Source organism: Pseudomonas sp. HLS-6 (assembly GCF_002753995.1).
Classification (GTDB): Bacteria; Pseudomonadota; Gammaproteobacteria; order Pseudomonadales; family Pseudomonadaceae; genus Aquipseudomonas; species Aquipseudomonas defluvii.
Genome location: NZ_CP024478.1, coordinates 4,107,491 through 4,122,514 on the forward strand (window position 1 = coordinate 4,107,491; position 15,024 = coordinate 4,122,514).

The window sequence follows — 15,024 nt, forward strand, 5'->3', positions numbered from 1 at the left end:
GCAAAAAATGAAAGGCCCCAGAGCAAGCCTACACGCAAGAAAAAACCAACCACGTCATGTACCCCCTGAAGGGTGAAGGAAACGCGGCAGATCTTAGAGTTGACGGGGGCAAGCAGGAATAAAGGGAATCCGAGGGTTATGTAAGAAAAAACCTAGGGCAACGCCCACGACGCCTCTTGCCGTAAACCACACCCGCACACCGAGCGCTTGCTTTAAGATATATCTTGAGTAATATCTAAATAAGTATCTCAAGATATATCTCAGACCAAAAGGCAGCCCTAATGCGCGATCATCCTTCACACCACGAGCACAGCGACCGTCATGACGGCTTTGAACGTCGCGGTGGCCGCGAACGAGGCGAACGAGGCCCGCGAATCTTTGCCCCGGGCGACCTGAAGCTGCTGCTGCTGTCGATGCTCGCCGAACAGCCTTGTCACGGCTATGACCTGATTCGACGCATCGAAGCCCTGTTCGACGGGCGCTACAGCCCAAGCCCAGGCGTCATCTACCCCACCCTGACCTTTCTTGAAGAAAGCGAGTGGATCATCGGCCAGGCCGAAGGCAGCAAGAAGCGTTACAGCGCCACAGCAGCGGGCCTCCAGGCCTTGGCCGAACAGGCCATCGCCCTGGACGGCGTGCGCATGCGCCTTGAGGTCAGCAAGCGCTCTATCGGCGTGCATGACCGCCCGCAGGAAATCCACGAAGCCGTACACAACCTGCGCCATGCGCTGCAAATGCACAGCGGGCGCTGGAACCCCGAAGAAATCGTACGGGTGCGCAACCTGCTCAATGACACCGCCAGAGCCATTGTTGCCGGCCCGGCAACGACCCTTCAGGAGAAAACCGAATGACGGTTAACGACACCACCACGATTCACCGCGTCAACCATGAGATCAAACGCCGTTGCCTGCAGGTACTGCGCGTCACCGATCTGACCCCGCGTATGCGCCGGATCACCTTGGGCGGCCCTGAACTGCAGGGCTTTCTGAGCCTAGGCAGTGATGACCACATCAAACTGCTGTTTGCCTGCTCGCCGCAAGAACAGGCCGCACTGGACAACCCAGGACAGGATCAGGACGGCGTCAAACCGACCCTGCGCGAATACACGCCGCGCCGTATCGACGAAGTGGCAGGCGAGCTGGATATCGACTTCGTGCTGCATGGCGACGGCCCGGCCTCTACCTGGGCGGCTCAGGCAACAGTGGGCCAGACGCTGAACATCGCGGGGCCGCGCAGCTCAATGGTGGTGCCGGACATGTTCGACAGCTACCTGTTGATCGGTGACGAAACCGCCATTCCGGCGATTGCCCGACGCCTTGAAGAACTGCCGGCCACGCGTAACGCACTGGTGGTCATTGAAGTGGAAAATGCGCTGGAACAACAACCACTGGCAAGCCTGGCAAACGTACAGGTCATCTGGGTTCAGCGTCACCAGCAAGAACTGCTTGAGGTACTGAAACAGCTGCCCCTGCCCGCTGGTGAGCTGTACACCTGGGTTGCCCTGGAAAAGACACTGACCCGCCAGGCCAAACGCCTGCTGCTGGAAGACAAGGGCGTGCAGGAGGACCGGCTCAAAGCGGTCGCCTATTGGCGCCTGGGCGAAGACGACAACCACAACGCGTAAACCGTGGCATCAGGGCTGAGCTCTGGCGGCAGCCAGACGCCTGCCCTGCCATTGATCGAGGCTGATCAATAGCAGCCCTAGCGCAACAAAGCCCACCAGGATAGCCAGCGCATTGAGCATCACCTGCGCATACCCCAGTGTGGCAACATCAATGAACGGGTAGGGATAGACGCCAATTTCGTGCCCACGCAGCAGCACATAACCAAAGTAACCCAGCGGGTAAAGCAACCACGGCAAAATCTGTATGGCCCGCAAACTGCCCTTGGGTACACAGCACCACCAATACCCCAGGTACAACAGCGGCATGACATCATGCAGCAGCTCATCGACCAGCCATTGCCAGCCTTGCGGCTGCCACAAGTGGCGTAACAACAGGCTGTATGCCACCCCCACCAGCGAAATGCTGACTGCAACCGCAGAACTCACCGAGGGCCGCAGAAAAAACTGCCGCGCCGGGCCTTCTCGGCCAAACGCCGCCTGACTGAGTACTACAGCAACCAGGGTGTTACTGAGTACGGTGAAGTAGCTGAAGACATTCACCAGCCCGCCTATCAGGCTGGCCTGCGCCTGCCAACGCGCCCACAACACCAGGTACATCTGAATGGCCAGTGCAGCCCACCCCAGGCAGGCCAGCAGCCCTACCCAAGGCACCCGCTGCTCCAGACGCATCAGTTAGCGACCCCGTTGCATCTTGACGTACAACTGCTCGACCCTTTCCCGCGCCCACGGCGTACGTCGCAGGAATGTCAGGCTCGATTTGATACTCGGATCGCTCTTGAAACAGCGCAAATCAATACGCTGCGCCAGCCCTTCCCATTGGTAACGCGCAACAAGGGCATTGAGGATCTGTTCCAGGGTCACGCCATGCAGAGGATTTTGATTACCGGCAGTCATGCCTGTGCTCCAGCCAACGAAAGGTGCGCACCTTAGCCGAGCCTTGGCTCCACGTCTGCTTTTTCAGCAACGCCATGCACTCAGATCTCGACCTGTTTCCGACAGTCTAGTGTGCCCGAGCGTTCTGGCGCACGTCGCAACAGGCTCAGCCAGCGAGATGCAGCATCGAAGTCGGCCTGAACACCACCTTTGCCCCCTGCTGAAGGACTGTTACAGAAGCGGCAACAGTGCCTCACGTTGATTGGACTTTTTTTCTTACACATTCATCTATATCCTGCCCGCCGCACACTGAAACGCTTCACTCTCCCTAATTAGCAGTTTTGTCTCCGGTGATAGAGCACATTCGGAGGCGTTGCCGTTTTTCCAACAATCAAAAGATAGCGCTATCTCATGCCTCAGTTTTCACCCTCCCGTCGTTCTTCCTCCGTACTGCTGACAGGTTTGACACTTGCCGCAATTGCCCCGCACACCTGCGCCGCGATGCTGGACAGTGACTCCCCCTGGATGCTTGGCGACTGGGGCGGCACCCGCGCAGAACTGGCCGAGCGCGGCTACGACTTCACCCTGGGTTACGTCGGCGAGATGGGCAGTAACCTGCACGGCGGCTACGATCACGACAAGACCGCACGCTACAGCGACCAGTTCACGCTCGGTACGCACCTGGATCTGCAGAAGATCCTCGGCTGGCATGCCACCGAGTTTCAACTGACCGTCACCGAACGCCACGGTGACAACATCAGCAACGACCGCATCAATGATCCTCGCGTAGGTGGTTTCACCTCTGCGCAGGAGGTCTGGGGTCGCGGCGAAACCTGGCGACTGACCCAGCTATGGATCAAGCAGCAGTATTTCGATGGCGCACTGGATGTGAAGATCGGCCGTTTCGGTGAAGGCGAAGACTTCAACAGCTTCCCCTGCGACTTCCAGAACCTGGCCTTCTGTGGCTCACAGGTCGGCAACTGGGTGGGCGGCATCTGGTACAACTGGCCCGTCAGCCAGTGGGCGATGCGGGTCAAGTACCGTCTCAGCCCTGAGCTCTATGCGCAGGTCGGCGCTTACGAGCAGAACCCCTCCAACCTTGAAAGTGGCAATGGTTTCAAGCTCAGCGGCAGCGGCACCCAAGGTGCAGTACTGCCGATAGAACTGGTCTGGACCCCCACTTTCAGCGGCCTGAAAGGGGAATATCGCGCCGGTTACTACTACAGTAGTGCCAAGGCAACCGATGTTTATAAAGACAGCAACGATCAACCGGCAGCACTCAGCGGCCAGGCCTATCGCAGCAGTTCGAGCAAGCATGGCTTCTGGCTGGGTGCGCAGCAACAGGTGACGTCGCTGGCCAGCGACCACTCCCGCGGCCTGAGCGTTTTCGCCAACGCCACGCTGCATGACAAGAAGACCAATGCCATCGACAACTATGTTCAGGCAGGTGTGGTGTACAAGGGCCCGTTTGATGCCCGTGCCAAGGACGATATCGGTTTCGCCCTGGCACGCGTGCATGCCAACCCCGCCTACCGCAAGAACGCCCAGGCCAGCAACGCGGCCCAGGGCCTGGATGACTACGACAACCCCGCCTTCCTGCCGGTCCAGGACACCGAGTACAGCGCCGAACTGTACTACGGCATTCACTTGGCCAACTGGCTCACCGTGCGCCCGAACCTGCAGTACATCCGCCACCCAGGCGGTGTCGGGCAGGTCGACGACGCACTGATCGGCGGCCTGAAAATCCAGAGCAGCTTCTAAACATGAACCACCCCGAATTTTATCCGAGCTGCGGCTCGAACTGTTTCAACTGTACGGAGAACACACGATGAGCACTGACGGTGCCTTGAGTAGAACCCGCTGGCTGCCGAGACTGCTCGGCATTCTGCTGTTGCTGATGGGCCTGGCACTGCTGGCCGGTGGCATAAAGCTAAGCCAGCTTGGCGGCTCGCTGTATTACCTGATTGCCGGTATCGGTTTTGCCCTGTCCGGCATCCTGCTGCTGGCATTACGCCGCAATGCCCTCGGCCTGTACGGCCTGGTTCTGCTGGGCAGCACCCTCTGGGCACTGTGGGAAGTGGGCCTGGACTGGTGGCAACTGGTGCCCCGTCTGGCCCTGTGGTTCGCCCTTGGCGTTGTCCTGCTGCTGCCATGGGCACGCCGCCCACTGCGTGGCCAACCGAGCAAAGTGAACACCGGCCTGCTGAGCCTGGCCGTCGTGTTGTCGGGTGCTACAGCCATCGCCAGCCAGTTCACTCACCCAGGTGAAATCAATGGCAAGCTGGGCCGCGACAGCAGTGACATGGCCAGCACCGCGCCGCAAATGCCGGACGGTGAATGGCAGGCCTATGGCCGCACTGAGTATGGTGACCGTTACTCGCCCCTACGCCAGATCACGCCCTACAACATTCACAAGTTGCAGGAAGCCTGGCGTATCCGTACAGGCGATCTGCCAACTGACAACGATCCGGTGGAACTGACCAACCAGAACACCCCGCTGAAGGCCAACGGCATGCTCTATGCCTGCACCGCGCACAGCAAAGTACTGGCATTGGACCCGGACACCGGCGCGGAAATCTGGCGTTTCGATCCGCAGATCAAAAGCCCGGTCGGCTTCAAGGGCTTCGCCCACATGACCTGCCGGGGGGTGTCGTATTACGACGAGAACAACTACGTCAACATGGACGGCAGCCCGGCCCCCAAAATCTCCGAAGCCGGCATGGCGGTGGTCCGCGCTTGCCCTCGCCGCCTCTACCTGCCCACCGCTGATGCACGCCTGATCGCACTGAACGCTGATAACGGCAAAATCTGTGAAGGCTTCGGCAAGCAGGGTGTCATCGACCTGACCACCGGTATCGGCCCATTCACCGCTGGCGGCTACTACTCGACCTCGCCTGCGGCCATTACCCGCCAACTGGTGATCATTGGCGGCCACGTCACCGACAACGAGTCGACCAACGAACCGTCCGGTGTCATCCGCGCTTACGACGTACACGATGGGCACCTGGTCTGGAACTGGGACGCCGGCAACCCTGAGGCCACAGCACCGCTGGCAGCGGGCAAGTTCTACACCCGCAACTCACCCAACATGTGGTCGTTGGCCAGCGTCGATGAAAAGCTCAACATGGTCTACCTGCCACTGGGCAACCAGACCCCAGACCAATGGGGCGCCGACCGTACCCCAGGCGCAGAGAAATTCAGCGCCGGCATCGTGGCGCTGGACCTGACCACCGGCAAGGTGCGCTGGAATTATCAGTTCACCCACCATGACCTGTGGGACATGGACGTCGGCAGCCAGCCGACCCTACTCGACATGGCCACCGCCGATGGCGTGAAACCGGCCCTGATTGCACCGACCAAACAGGGCAGCCTGTATGTCCTCGATCGTCGTGACGGCACGCCGATCATTCCGATCCAGGAAGTCCCGGCACCTCAGGGCGCGGTCGAAGGCGATCACACTTCGCCGACCCAGGCACGCTCGGACCTCAACCTGCTGGGCCCAGACCTGACCGAACAAGCCATGTGGGGCGCCAGCCCGTTTGACCAGATGCTCTGCCGCATCCAGTTCCGCGAACTGCGCTACGAAGGCCAGTACACCCCGCCATCGCTGCAAGGCAGCCTGGTTTACCCAGGCAACGTCGGCGTATTCAACTGGGGCAGCGTCTCGGTTGATCCGGTTCGCCAACTGCTGTTCACCAGCCCGAACTACATGGCCTTCGTCTCCAAGCTGGTGCCGCGCGCCGATGTTGCCGCAGGCAGTAAGCGTGAAAGCGAAACCAGCGGCGTACAACCCAATAGCGGTGCGCCCTATGCCGTGACCATGCATCCGTTCATGTCGCCGCTCGGCATACCGTGCCAGGCCCCCGCCTGGGGTTACGTTGCTGGTATTGACCTGAACAAAGGCAAAGTGGTGTGGAAACACAAGAACGGTACCAGCCGCGACAGCTCACCGCTGCCGATTGGCCTGCCGATCGGTGTGCCGAGCATGGGCGGTTCAATTGTGACGGCCTCCGGCCTGGGCTTCCTCAGCGGCACACTCGACCAGTACCTGCGCGCCTACGACGTAAACACCGGCAAAGAGTTGTGGAAGTCGCGCCTGCCGGCAGGTGGCCAGGCAACCCCGATGACCTACACCGGCAAGGACGGCAAACAGTACGTGCTGGTGACGGCTGGCGGCCATGGCTCGCTGGGCACCAAAATGGGTGACTACGTAATTGCTTACAAATTGGCTGACTGATGCCAACTGAGAGCGCCCCGCGCAAACCGGGCGCTTTCATGTGATTGAACGGCTACCCTTTAGGTGGCCGTTTTTTTTGCATGGCGTGGGCACAACCTTTGCCATTGAAACAGCCTTTCACCCGCCCCATCTAAGCACCATAGTCATTTACGCAGGTGCCCCATGAGCGACCAGCAGGATCTCCCGGAAACGCCAAAGGAACAGGCCGAAGTCGAACATATCGAAGCCAGCCACAGTGGCCGTACCCACCTGGCATTGCCCGGCCAGCAACTGCCGGACAAGGTCTATATCATTCCGATTCACAACCGGCCGTTCTTCCCGGCGCAAGTGTTGCCGGTCATCGTCAATGAAGAACCCTGGGCAGAAACCCTCGATCTGGTGGCCAAGACACCACACCATGCCTTGGCGCTGTTCTTCATGGACACTCCGCCTGACGACCCTCGGCACTTTGATACATCGACGCTGCCAACCTACGGCACCCTGGTCAAGGTCCACCACGCCAGCCGCGAAAACGGCAAACTGCAATTCGTTGCCCAAGGCCTGAGCCGTGTGCGTATCCGCGGCTGGCTCAAGCACCATCGACCGCCCTATCTGGTCGAGGTTGATTATCCGCATCAGCCCAGCGAGCCCACCGACGAGGTGAAGGCCTACGGCATGGCGCTGATCAACGCGATCAAGGAGCTGCTGCCGCTCAACCCGCTGTACAGCGAAGAACTGAAAAACTACTTAAACCGGTTCAGCCCCAACGACCCGTCCCCCCTCACCGACTTCGCCGCCGCACTGACCTCGGCCACCGGTAGCCAACTGCAGGAAGTGCTCGACTGTGTGCCCATGCTCAAGCGCATGGAGAAGGTCCTGCCGATGTTGCGCAAGGAGGTCGAGGTCGCACGCCTGCAGAACGAGATTTCTGCCGAAGTGAACCGGCAGATCGGTGAGCATCAGCGTGAGTTTTTCCTCAAGGAACAACTCAAGGTCATCCAACAGGAACTGGGGCTGACCAAGGACGACCGCAGTGCCGATCTGGAACAGTTCAAGCAGCGCCTGGAAGGCAAAACTCTGCCAAGCGCCACGCAGAAACGTATCGATGAAGAGCTGGGCAAGCTGTCGATTCTTGAGACCGGCTCACCGGAGTATGCCGTCACCCGCAACTACCTGGACTGGGCAACTGCCCTGCCCTGGGGCGTTTACGGCAAAGACAAGCTTGACCTCAAGCATGCGCGCAAGGTGCTGGACCTTCACCATGCCGGCCTCGACGACATCAAGGAGCGAATCCTTGAGTTTCTTGCGGTGGGTGCCTACAAGGGCGAAATAAGCGGTTCGATTGTCCTGCTCGTAGGCCCGCCAGGCGTCGGCAAGACCAGCATCGGCAAATCCATTGCCGAATCCCTGGGACGGCCGTTCTACCGCTTCAGTGTTGGCGGCATGCGCGACGAAGCCGAGATCAAGGGGCACCGGCGCACCTACATCGGTGCCCAGCCAGGCAAACTGGTGCAGGCCTTGAAGGACGTCGGCGTAATGAACCCGGTTATCATGCTCGACGAGATCGACAAGATGGGCCAGAGCTACCAGGGCGACCCCGCCTCGGCGCTGCTGGAGACCCTCGACCCGGAACAGAACGTCGACTTCCTCGACCATTACCTGGACCTGCGCCTGGACTTGTCCAAAGTGTTGTTCGTCTGCACCGCCAACACCCTCGACTCGATTCCCGGGCCATTGCTCGACCGCATGGAAGTGATCCGCCTTTCCGGCTACATCACCGAAGAGAAACTGGCTATCGCCAAGCGCCATTTGTGGCCCAAGCAACTGCAGAAAGCCGGGGTGGCCAAAACCAGCCTGAGTATCACCGACAGCGCCCTGCGCGCGGTCATCGAAGGCTATGCGCGCGAAGCTGGCGTACGTCAGCTTGAGAAGCAGTTGGGCAAGCTGGTGCGCAAAGCCGTGGTGCAGTTACTGGAGCACCCCGACACAACCATCAAGATTGGCACGAAGGACCTTGAAGCCTCCCTGGGCATGCCGGTGTTTCGCAGTGAACAGGTGCTGGCAGGAAAAGGCGTCATCACCGGCCTGGCCTGGACCAGCATGGGCGGCGCGACCTTGCCAATCGAGGCAACCCTGATCCACACCCTGAACCGCGGCTTCAAACTGACCGGTCAGTTGGGCGATGTCATGAAGGAATCTGCCGAGATCGCCTACAGCTATGTCAGCTCGCACCTGAAGCAGTTCGGTGGCGACCCGAGCTTCTTCAACGAGGCCTTTATCCACCTGCATGTGCCGGAAGGCGCAACGCCCAAGGACGGCCCGAGTGCCGGCGTGACCATGGCCAGTGCCTTGCTATCGCTGGCCCGCGACCAGGCGCCGAAGAAAGGCGTGGCCATGACTGGCGAGCTGACACTGACCGGGCATGTGCTGCCGATTGGCGGCGTACGCGAGAAAGTGATTGCCGCACGCCGACAGAAAATCTTCGAGCTGATCCTGCCTGAGGCCAACCGCGGCGATTTTGAAGAGCTGCCGGACTACCTCAAACAGGGCTTGAACGTGCACTTTGCCAAGCGTTTCAGCGACGTTGCCAACGTGTTGTTCTGACTACCGCGGCGTCTGAGAGAGCCAGCCTTGCGGGCGATGCGCGTGATGCCATGGCGCATCGCACGCACTGCCTGCATCGCGGGTGAAGCCGACGCCTACATGTGCGGGCGCTTCGGTTATGCTGCGTCTTCGTTGTTCATTCGGAGCCATCATGACCCTTGCCCGCCTGCTCGTTCCCGTGAGCCTCGCCCTGCTCAGCGCCTGCGCCCAACAACCACGGCAGAACATCAATCTGGAAAAAACGGCAGACTGCCCCGTCCAGTTGCGAAATGATCAAACCCTCACCCTGACGCTGCCCAGCAACCCCACCACGGGCTACCGCTGGTTATTGCAAAACCCTGCCGCCAGTATCCTGCGCAGCCTTGGCCCGGAGGTCTACAGCAACCCCGAAGGTACAGGGCTGGTCGGTAGCGCCGGGCAATCAGTATGGCGCTTCCAGGCGAAGGCCGCTGGCGAGGGTCACTTGATACTGGTCTATCAACAACCCTGGGCACCGGAAATCCCCCCGACACAGACCTTTGATTGTGCAATTACGGTGAAGTAAGCCGCACTTGTCAGCCGGCCATGCATCCCGCTGCCAGTTTGGCTAAAATGCCGACCCTTTACCGCTGAACGCCTGGACTGCCCGTGAGCAAAGAACCCGACCGCCTATTCGCCCAGCCGCTTGGCCAGGTGCCCGACTTCGCCTTCAACGAAGACGTGGTCCGAGTGTTCCCGGACATGATCAAGCGTTCAGTACCCGGCTACCCGACCATTGTCGAGAACCTCGGCGTACTGGCTGCGCAGTTTGCTCAGCCGCACACCGCCCTGTACGACCTGGGCAGCTCGTTGGGTGCTGTCACCCAGGCACTGCGCCGGCATGTACGCCAGGACGGCTGCCGCGTTATCGCTGTGGACAACTCCGCAGCCATGGTCGAGCGTTGCCGCCAGTACCTCACGGCCCAAGACTCAATGTTCCAGGAGCTGCTGCCGGTCGAAGTGATCGAAGGCGACATCCTCGCCCTTGAGTTCCAGCCTGCCTCGGTGGTGGCGATGAACTTCACCCTGCAGTTCATTGCCCCAGAGCAGCGCCTGGCACTGCTGTCGCGTATTCGCCAGGCCCTGCTGCCCGGCGGCGCCCTGATCCTCTCGGAAAAACTGCGCTTCAACGACCCACAGGAACACGCCCTGCTCACCGACCTGCATGTCGCGTTCAAGCGCGCCAATGGCTACAGCGAACTGGAAATTGCCCAGAAACGCAGTGCCATCGAGAACGTGATGAAACCCGACAGCCTGGAAGAACACCGTGAGCGTCTACTCGCAGCGGGCTTCTCCAAGGTCGTGCCGTGGTTCCAGTGCCTTAATTTCGCCTCACTGATTGCCCTGCCATGATTGATCTTTCCCCTCTTGTTCGCCGCCTGGCGGGCACCCCTCTGGCTGAATGGTCCCAGGGCCTGCAGGCACAACTCGATGCCAAGCTGGAAAAAGGCCATGGCGACCTCGAACGTTGGCAAGCGGCGCTCGATGCCCTGCCCGCGCTCACCCCCGAGCACGTCGACCTGCTCAACGGTCTGCGCCTGGACTGCGACTGCGAGCCTGCCACGCGTGAACAGATGCGCACGGCACTGATGGGCTTGTCGCCCTGGCGCAAGGGGCCTTTCGACCTGTTCGGGGTTCACGTCGACACCGAATGGCGTTCGGACTGGAAATGGGAGCGGGTCGCGCCGCACCTGGACTTGCGCGGCAAGCGTGTACTGGACGTCGGCTGCGGCAATGGCTACTACCAGTGGCGCATGCTCGGTGCCGGTGCCGACAGCGTCATTGGCGTAGACCCCAACTGGCTGTTCTTCTGCCAGTTCCAGGCCGTGCAACGTTACCTGCCAGAACTGCCGGCCTGGCACTTGCCGTTCGCCCTGGAAGACCTACCAGCGAACCTCGAAGGCTTCGACACCGTATTCTCCATGGGCGTCTTCTACCATCGGCGCTCGCCAATCGAGCACCTGCTGGCGCTCAAGGACTGCCTGGTCAAGGGTGGCGAGTTGGTGTTGGAAACGTTGGTCATCGACGGTGATGAACAGCAGGTATTGGTACCTGAAGACCGCTACGCACAAATGCGCAACGTCTGGTTCCTGCCCTCGGTACCTGCGCTGGAGCGCTGGCTGCGTCGCGCCGGATTCAGTGACGTGCGCTGCGTCGATGTCAGCGTCACCAGCATCGAGGAACAACGCAGCACCGAGTGGATGCGTTATCAGTCGCTCAGCGACTTCCTCGACCCCAACGATCACAGCCGCACCATCGAAGGTTTGCCAGCACCACGCCGTGCGGTGCTGGTCGCGCGCAAGTAATGCTCAATGCTAAGCCGCCGACCAGGTATCACCTCGTCTGGCGGCATACATGAGTGACCTATTGCTCAGCCGCGGCTGGCCGCCAGAATCAGAGACTTCATCTCGGCCACTGCCGACTTGAAGCCGACGAACAGGGCATGGGCAACCAGTGCATGCCCGATGTTCAGCTCGTTGATGCCCTTGATTGCCGCGACTGCTTCCACGTTGTGATAGTGCAAGCCGTGCCCGGCGTTTACGATCAGGCCCTGAGCGACGCCAAAGGCCACGCCGTCGGCGACGCGCTTGAGCTCTTCAGCCACGTCAGCGGGTGTTTCGGCATCAGCGTAACGACCGGTATGCAGTTCGATAGCCGGAGCCCCAACACGGCGAGACGCCTCGATCTGGCGCTCGTCAGCATCGATGAACAAGGACACTTCCGAGCCGAGGCGCGACAGGCGCTCGACTGCCGCCTTGATCCGCGCTTCCTGGCCAGCCACATCCAGGCCGCCCTCGGTGGTCAGCTCCTGACGTGTTTCCGGTACCAGGCAGATATGTGCCGGGCGAATACGCTCGGCAAACGCCATCATTTCCTCGGTGACGCCCATCTCGAAGTTCATCCGCGTTTGCAGCACATCCTTGAGCAGCAGCACGTCGCGCTCCTGAATATGCCGGCGGTCTTCACGCAGGTGGACGGTGATGCCATCGGCACCGGCCTCCTCGGCATCCAGCGCGGCCTTGACCGGGTCCGGGTAACGCGTGCCACGGGCCTGGCGCAGGGTCGCCACGTGGTCGATGTTCACGCCGAGAAGAATGCGGTTGCTGTGGGTCACGAAGAAGCTCTCCTGAAAATTGAGCCTCACAGCATACGACGAGCTTACGGCTTGCGAAACAGTTCGCGACTGACCAATGGCCTTCCGCCCAAATGAACAGCCAGCGCCTGACGCATCAAACGCTTGGCCGCGCTCAAGGCACCGGGCACACTCCAGTCGGCTTCGGCCATGGCTGTCAGCTCAACGCCATTGAACACACCCGGCTGAAGCAGGTAAACCCGCTCCAGGCCTGCATCCACCTGCAACCGATACAGGCCATCGGCGGCCAGCGGTTCCCCCGCAAGATCCCGATCCAACTCGAAGGCATACCCCAGCTCATCCAGCAGGCGCCACTCGAACGAGCGCAGCAACGGCTCCAGCGCGCGCCCGGCGGCCAATGCCTGCAAGGTTGCGGTGTAATGTTCAAACAACCGGGGGTGCGGGTCCTCGAGGGGCAGCAGTCGGGTCATCAACTCGTTAAGGTAGAGGCCACTGAACAGTGCATCACCGTTCAGCCAGATACCGACACCATTGCTTTCCATGCGCCCGACGTTTTTCAGTTCACCACGGCCACGGAACTCGACTTCCAGCGCAACGAAGGGACGCGCCAGCGTTCCGGCCTTACCCCGTGCACGACGTAACACCGCACGCAGCCGGCCCTGAGGCGTGAGGAAGTCCACCAGTGCACTGGTTTCGCGGTAGGCCCGACTGTGCAAGACGTAAGCCGGTTGGCCGACGGGTAGTTCCATGAGTTGAACTTCAGAAAGGAGTCGGCCCGACACCGGACGGTATCGGGCCTGGAGGCTTACAGGTCGCCGTAACCCAAGGAGCGCAGGGCACGCTCATCATCAGACCAGCCACCTTTGACCTTGACCCAGAGGTTGAGCATGATCTTGGCGTCGAACAGCAACTCCATGTCCTTGCGTGCCTCGGAACCAATGCGTTTGATCCGCTCGCCCTTGTCGCCAATGATGATCTTCTTCTGACCATCACGCTCGACCAGGATCAAGGCATGGATATGCAGGATCTTGCCCTGCTGCTTGAACTCTTCGATCTCCACGGTGATCTGGTACGGCAGCTCGGCACCGAGTTGACGCATGATCTTCTCGCGCACCAGTTCAGCGGCCAGGAAACGGCTGCTGCGGTCGGTGATCTGGTCTTCCGGGAAAAAGTGTTCGTTTTCCGGCAGGTGCTTGGCGATCAGTGCTTCCAGTGCATCGAGGTTATGCCCCTGCTGCGCGGAAATCGGCACGATCTCGGCATTCGGCAGTTGCTCCTGCAACCATTGCAGGTGCGGGATCAACTCGGCCTTCTCTTCGATACGGTCGGTCTTGTTGATGGCCAGGATCACCGGGCCTTGCACGTACTGCACGCGCTCCAGCACCAGTTGGTCCTCATCGGTCCAGCGGGTGCGATCGACAACGAAGATAACCACGTCGACGTCTTTCAAGGCCGCCGAAGCGGTCTTGTTCATGTAGCGGTTGAGCGCCTTCTCGTTGCTCTTGTGCATACCGGGGGTATCGACGTAGATCGCCTGGATATCGCCCTCGGTCTTGATCCCAAGCATGTTGTGACGTGTGGTCTGCGGCTTGCGCGAGGTAATCGCCAGCTTCTGCCCGAGGATGTGGTTAAGCAACGTCGATTTGCCCACGTTGGGGCGGCCGACGATGGCGACATAGCCGCAACGGGTAGTATTCGTATCAGTCATTGCCATTCTCCACGCCCAGGGCGATCAGGGCTGCCGCCGCGGCGACCTGCTCGGCAATACGCCGGCTAACACCCTGCCCTCGGCTTTTTTCAGTCAACAGGGCCACTTCGCATTCGACGAAAAACGTCCGGCAATGCGGTTCACCCTGAATATCCACCACTTCATAGCGGGGCAGTTCGCAGGCCCGTGACTGCAGGAATTCCTGCAAACGGGTTTTCGGGTCCTTGTTGGTATCGACCAGCGTCAGGCTCTCGAACTCACCGGTCAGCCAGTCCAGCACGCGATCACGCGCGGTGTGCATGTCCGAGTCGAGGTAAATCGCACCGATAAGCGCTTCAAGGGCGTCGGCCAGAATCGACTCGCGACGGAAACCGCCGCTTTTCAATTCGCCAGAGCCCAGACGCAGGTACTCGCCGAGGTCGAACCCACGCGCCAGTACGGCCAGGGTCTCGCCCTTGACCAGCCGCGCACGCAGGCGTGACAACTGACCCTCACGGGCTTGCGGAAAACGCTCGAACAGCGCCTCACCGGCAACAAAGTTGAGAATCGCATCGCCCAGAAATTCCAGGCGCTCGTTGTTACGCCCGGCGTAACTGCGATGCGTGAGGGCCAGCAGCATCAGCTCCTGGTTCTTGAAGGTGTAGCCGAGCTTGCGCTCGAGGCGGCTCAAGGAAACGCTCACAGTGTACCCACGCTCGGTTTATGGCCGATTTTTTGCGCCTGGGACTCAGCCCGGCGCCCACACTTATCGGATTGGCTCGTGGCCGTCAGGTTTAACGCGTTGTTCAAATCCGGATCCTGAAAGACTATTTGGCTTCATGCCCTTCCGACCCAGTGATTCGGGGACATCCACAGACACCCTGAACACAGCCTATGCCAGAAAAGCA

The 15,024-nt window shown here is 60.4% G+C and carries 14 protein-coding genes; 8 read left to right on the forward strand and 6 right to left on the reverse strand.

What is annotated here, in order from left to right:
• The first annotated feature begins 281 nt into the window (after positions 1 to 281).
• Positions 282 to 851 (forward strand): PadR family transcriptional regulator, encoded by a 570-nt coding sequence (locus CS390_RS19270; protein ID WP_099775626.1) that lies wholly within the window; start codon positions 282 to 284, stop codon positions 849 to 851.
• On the forward strand, positions 848 to 1,624 hold the full coding sequence (locus CS390_RS19275; RefSeq protein ID WP_099775627.1) for a siderophore-interacting protein: 777 nt from the start codon (positions 848 to 850) through the stop codon (positions 1,622 to 1,624). The genes CS390_RS19270 and CS390_RS19275 overlap by 4 nt, the downstream gene beginning before the upstream one ends.
• 9 nt (positions 1,625 to 1,633) lie before the next feature.
• Here the strand turns inward: CS390_RS19275 and CS390_RS19280 are convergent, their stop codons facing one another.
• Together CS390_RS19280 and CS390_RS19285 are read right to left on the reverse strand one after the other, a co-directional pair.
• Positions 1,634 to 2,293 (reverse strand): Pr6Pr family membrane protein, encoded by a 660-nt coding sequence (locus CS390_RS19280; protein WP_099775628.1) that lies wholly within the window; start codon positions 2,291 to 2,293, stop codon positions 1,634 to 1,636.
• A gap of 3 nt (positions 2,294 to 2,296) precedes the next feature.
• Positions 2,297 to 2,518: a VF530 family DNA-binding protein gene (locus CS390_RS19285; RefSeq protein ID WP_065759344.1), complete on the reverse strand. Its 222-nt coding sequence runs from the start codon at positions 2,516 to 2,518 to the stop codon at positions 2,297 to 2,299.
• A gap of 390 nt (positions 2,519 to 2,908) precedes the next feature.
• Between CS390_RS19285 and CS390_RS19290 the strand changes: the two genes are divergently transcribed.
• The 6 genes from CS390_RS19290 (at position 2,909) to cmoB (ending at position 11,641) form a co-directional block, all read left to right on the forward strand.
• A complete protein-coding gene (locus CS390_RS19290; protein ID WP_099775629.1) occupies positions 2,909 to 4,258 on the forward strand; it encodes a carbohydrate porin in 1,350 nt (449 codons plus the stop codon).
• Between the two features lie 67 nt (positions 4,259 to 4,325).
• Positions 4,326 to 6,734 carry a glucose/quinate/shikimate family membrane-bound PQQ-dependent dehydrogenase gene (locus tag CS390_RS19295; RefSeq protein WP_099775630.1) on the forward strand — a complete coding sequence of 803 codons (2,409 nt, stop codon included), beginning with the start codon at positions 4,326 to 4,328 and terminating at the stop codon, positions 6,732 to 6,734.
• A 162-nt stretch (positions 6,735 to 6,896) separates the two neighbouring features.
• Positions 6,897 to 9,317 (forward strand): endopeptidase La, encoded by a 2,421-nt coding sequence (lon, locus tag CS390_RS19300; protein WP_065759347.1) that lies wholly within the window; start codon positions 6,897 to 6,899, stop codon positions 9,315 to 9,317.
• A 151-nt stretch (positions 9,318 to 9,468) separates the two neighbouring features.
• Entirely contained in the window at positions 9,469 to 9,861 is a 393-nt protein-coding gene (locus tag CS390_RS19305; RefSeq protein WP_099775631.1) for a protease inhibitor I42 family protein, read from the forward strand.
• An 83-nt stretch (positions 9,862 to 9,944) separates the two neighbouring features.
• Positions 9,945 to 10,688, forward strand: coding sequence for a carboxy-S-adenosyl-L-methionine synthase CmoA (cmoA, locus tag CS390_RS19310; protein WP_065759349.1), 744 nt, complete (start codon positions 9,945 to 9,947; stop codon positions 10,686 to 10,688).
• Positions 10,685 to 11,641, forward strand: coding sequence for a tRNA 5-methoxyuridine(34)/uridine 5-oxyacetic acid(34) synthase CmoB (cmoB, locus tag CS390_RS19315; protein WP_065759350.1), 957 nt, complete (start codon positions 10,685 to 10,687; stop codon positions 11,639 to 11,641). Before cmoA ends, cmoB begins: the two co-directional genes overlap by 4 nt.
• Before the next feature lie 65 nt (positions 11,642 to 11,706).
• Here the strand turns inward: cmoB and pdxJ are convergent, their stop codons facing one another.
• The 4 genes from pdxJ to rnc are packed head-to-tail and all read right to left on the reverse strand — an operon-like array spanning position 11,707 to position 14,819.
• The gene (pdxJ, locus tag CS390_RS19320; protein ID WP_065759351.1) at positions 11,707 to 12,450 is read right to left on the reverse strand and encodes a pyridoxine 5'-phosphate synthase; all 744 of its coding nucleotides are present in this window, start codon (positions 12,448 to 12,450) and stop codon (positions 11,707 to 11,709) included.
• A 44-nt stretch (positions 12,451 to 12,494) separates the two neighbouring features.
• A complete protein-coding gene (gene recO / locus CS390_RS19325) occupies positions 12,495 to 13,178 on the reverse strand; it encodes a DNA repair protein RecO (protein ID WP_065759352.1) in 684 nt (227 codons plus the stop codon).
• Between the two features lie 56 nt (positions 13,179 to 13,234).
• Positions 13,235 to 14,137 carry a GTPase Era gene (gene era / locus CS390_RS19330; RefSeq protein WP_065759353.1) on the reverse strand — a complete coding sequence of 301 codons (903 nt, stop codon included), beginning with the start codon at positions 14,135 to 14,137 and terminating at the stop codon, positions 13,235 to 13,237.
• Positions 14,130 to 14,819, reverse strand: a complete 690-nt coding sequence (gene rnc, locus CS390_RS19335) for a ribonuclease III (protein ID WP_065759354.1) — start codon at positions 14,817 to 14,819, stop codon at positions 14,130 to 14,132. Before rnc ends, era begins: the two co-directional genes overlap by 8 nt.
• Positions 14,820 to 15,024: the final 205 nt, after the last annotated feature.

Excerpts from the sequence above, each read along its gene's own strand:
- lon (WP_065759347.1), top strand. The coding sequence starts at position 6,897 with ATGAGCGACCAGCAGGATCTCCCGGAAACGCCAAAGGAACAGGCCGAA.
- era (WP_065759353.1), bottom strand. The coding sequence starts at position 14,137 with ATGACTGATACGAATACTACCCGTTGCGGCTATGTCGCCATCGTCGGC.
- CS390_RS19295 (WP_099775630.1), top strand. The coding sequence starts at position 4,326 with ATGAGCACTGACGGTGCCTTGAGTAGAACCCGCTGGCTGCCGAGACTG.
- CS390_RS19290 (WP_099775629.1), top strand. The coding sequence starts at position 2,909 with ATGCCTCAGTTTTCACCCTCCCGTCGTTCTTCCTCCGTACTGCTGACA.
- CS390_RS19270 (WP_099775626.1), top strand. The coding sequence starts at position 282 with ATGCGCGATCATCCTTCACACCACGAGCACAGCGACCGTCATGACGGC.
- CS390_RS19285 (WP_065759344.1), bottom strand. The coding sequence starts at position 2,518 with ATGACTGCCGGTAATCAAAATCCTCTGCATGGCGTGACCCTGGAACAG.
- CS390_RS19280 (WP_099775628.1), bottom strand. The coding sequence starts at position 2,293 with ATGCGTCTGGAGCAGCGGGTGCCTTGGGTAGGGCTGCTGGCCTGCCTG.
- CS390_RS19305 (WP_099775631.1), top strand. The coding sequence starts at position 9,469 with ATGACCCTTGCCCGCCTGCTCGTTCCCGTGAGCCTCGCCCTGCTCAGC.
- cmoB (WP_065759350.1), top strand. The coding sequence starts at position 10,685 with ATGATTGATCTTTCCCCTCTTGTTCGCCGCCTGGCGGGCACCCCTCTG.
- CS390_RS19275 (WP_099775627.1), top strand. The coding sequence starts at position 848 with ATGACGGTTAACGACACCACCACGATTCACCGCGTCAACCATGAGATC.
- recO (WP_065759352.1), bottom strand. The coding sequence starts at position 13,178 with ATGGAACTACCCGTCGGCCAACCGGCTTACGTCTTGCACAGTCGGGCC.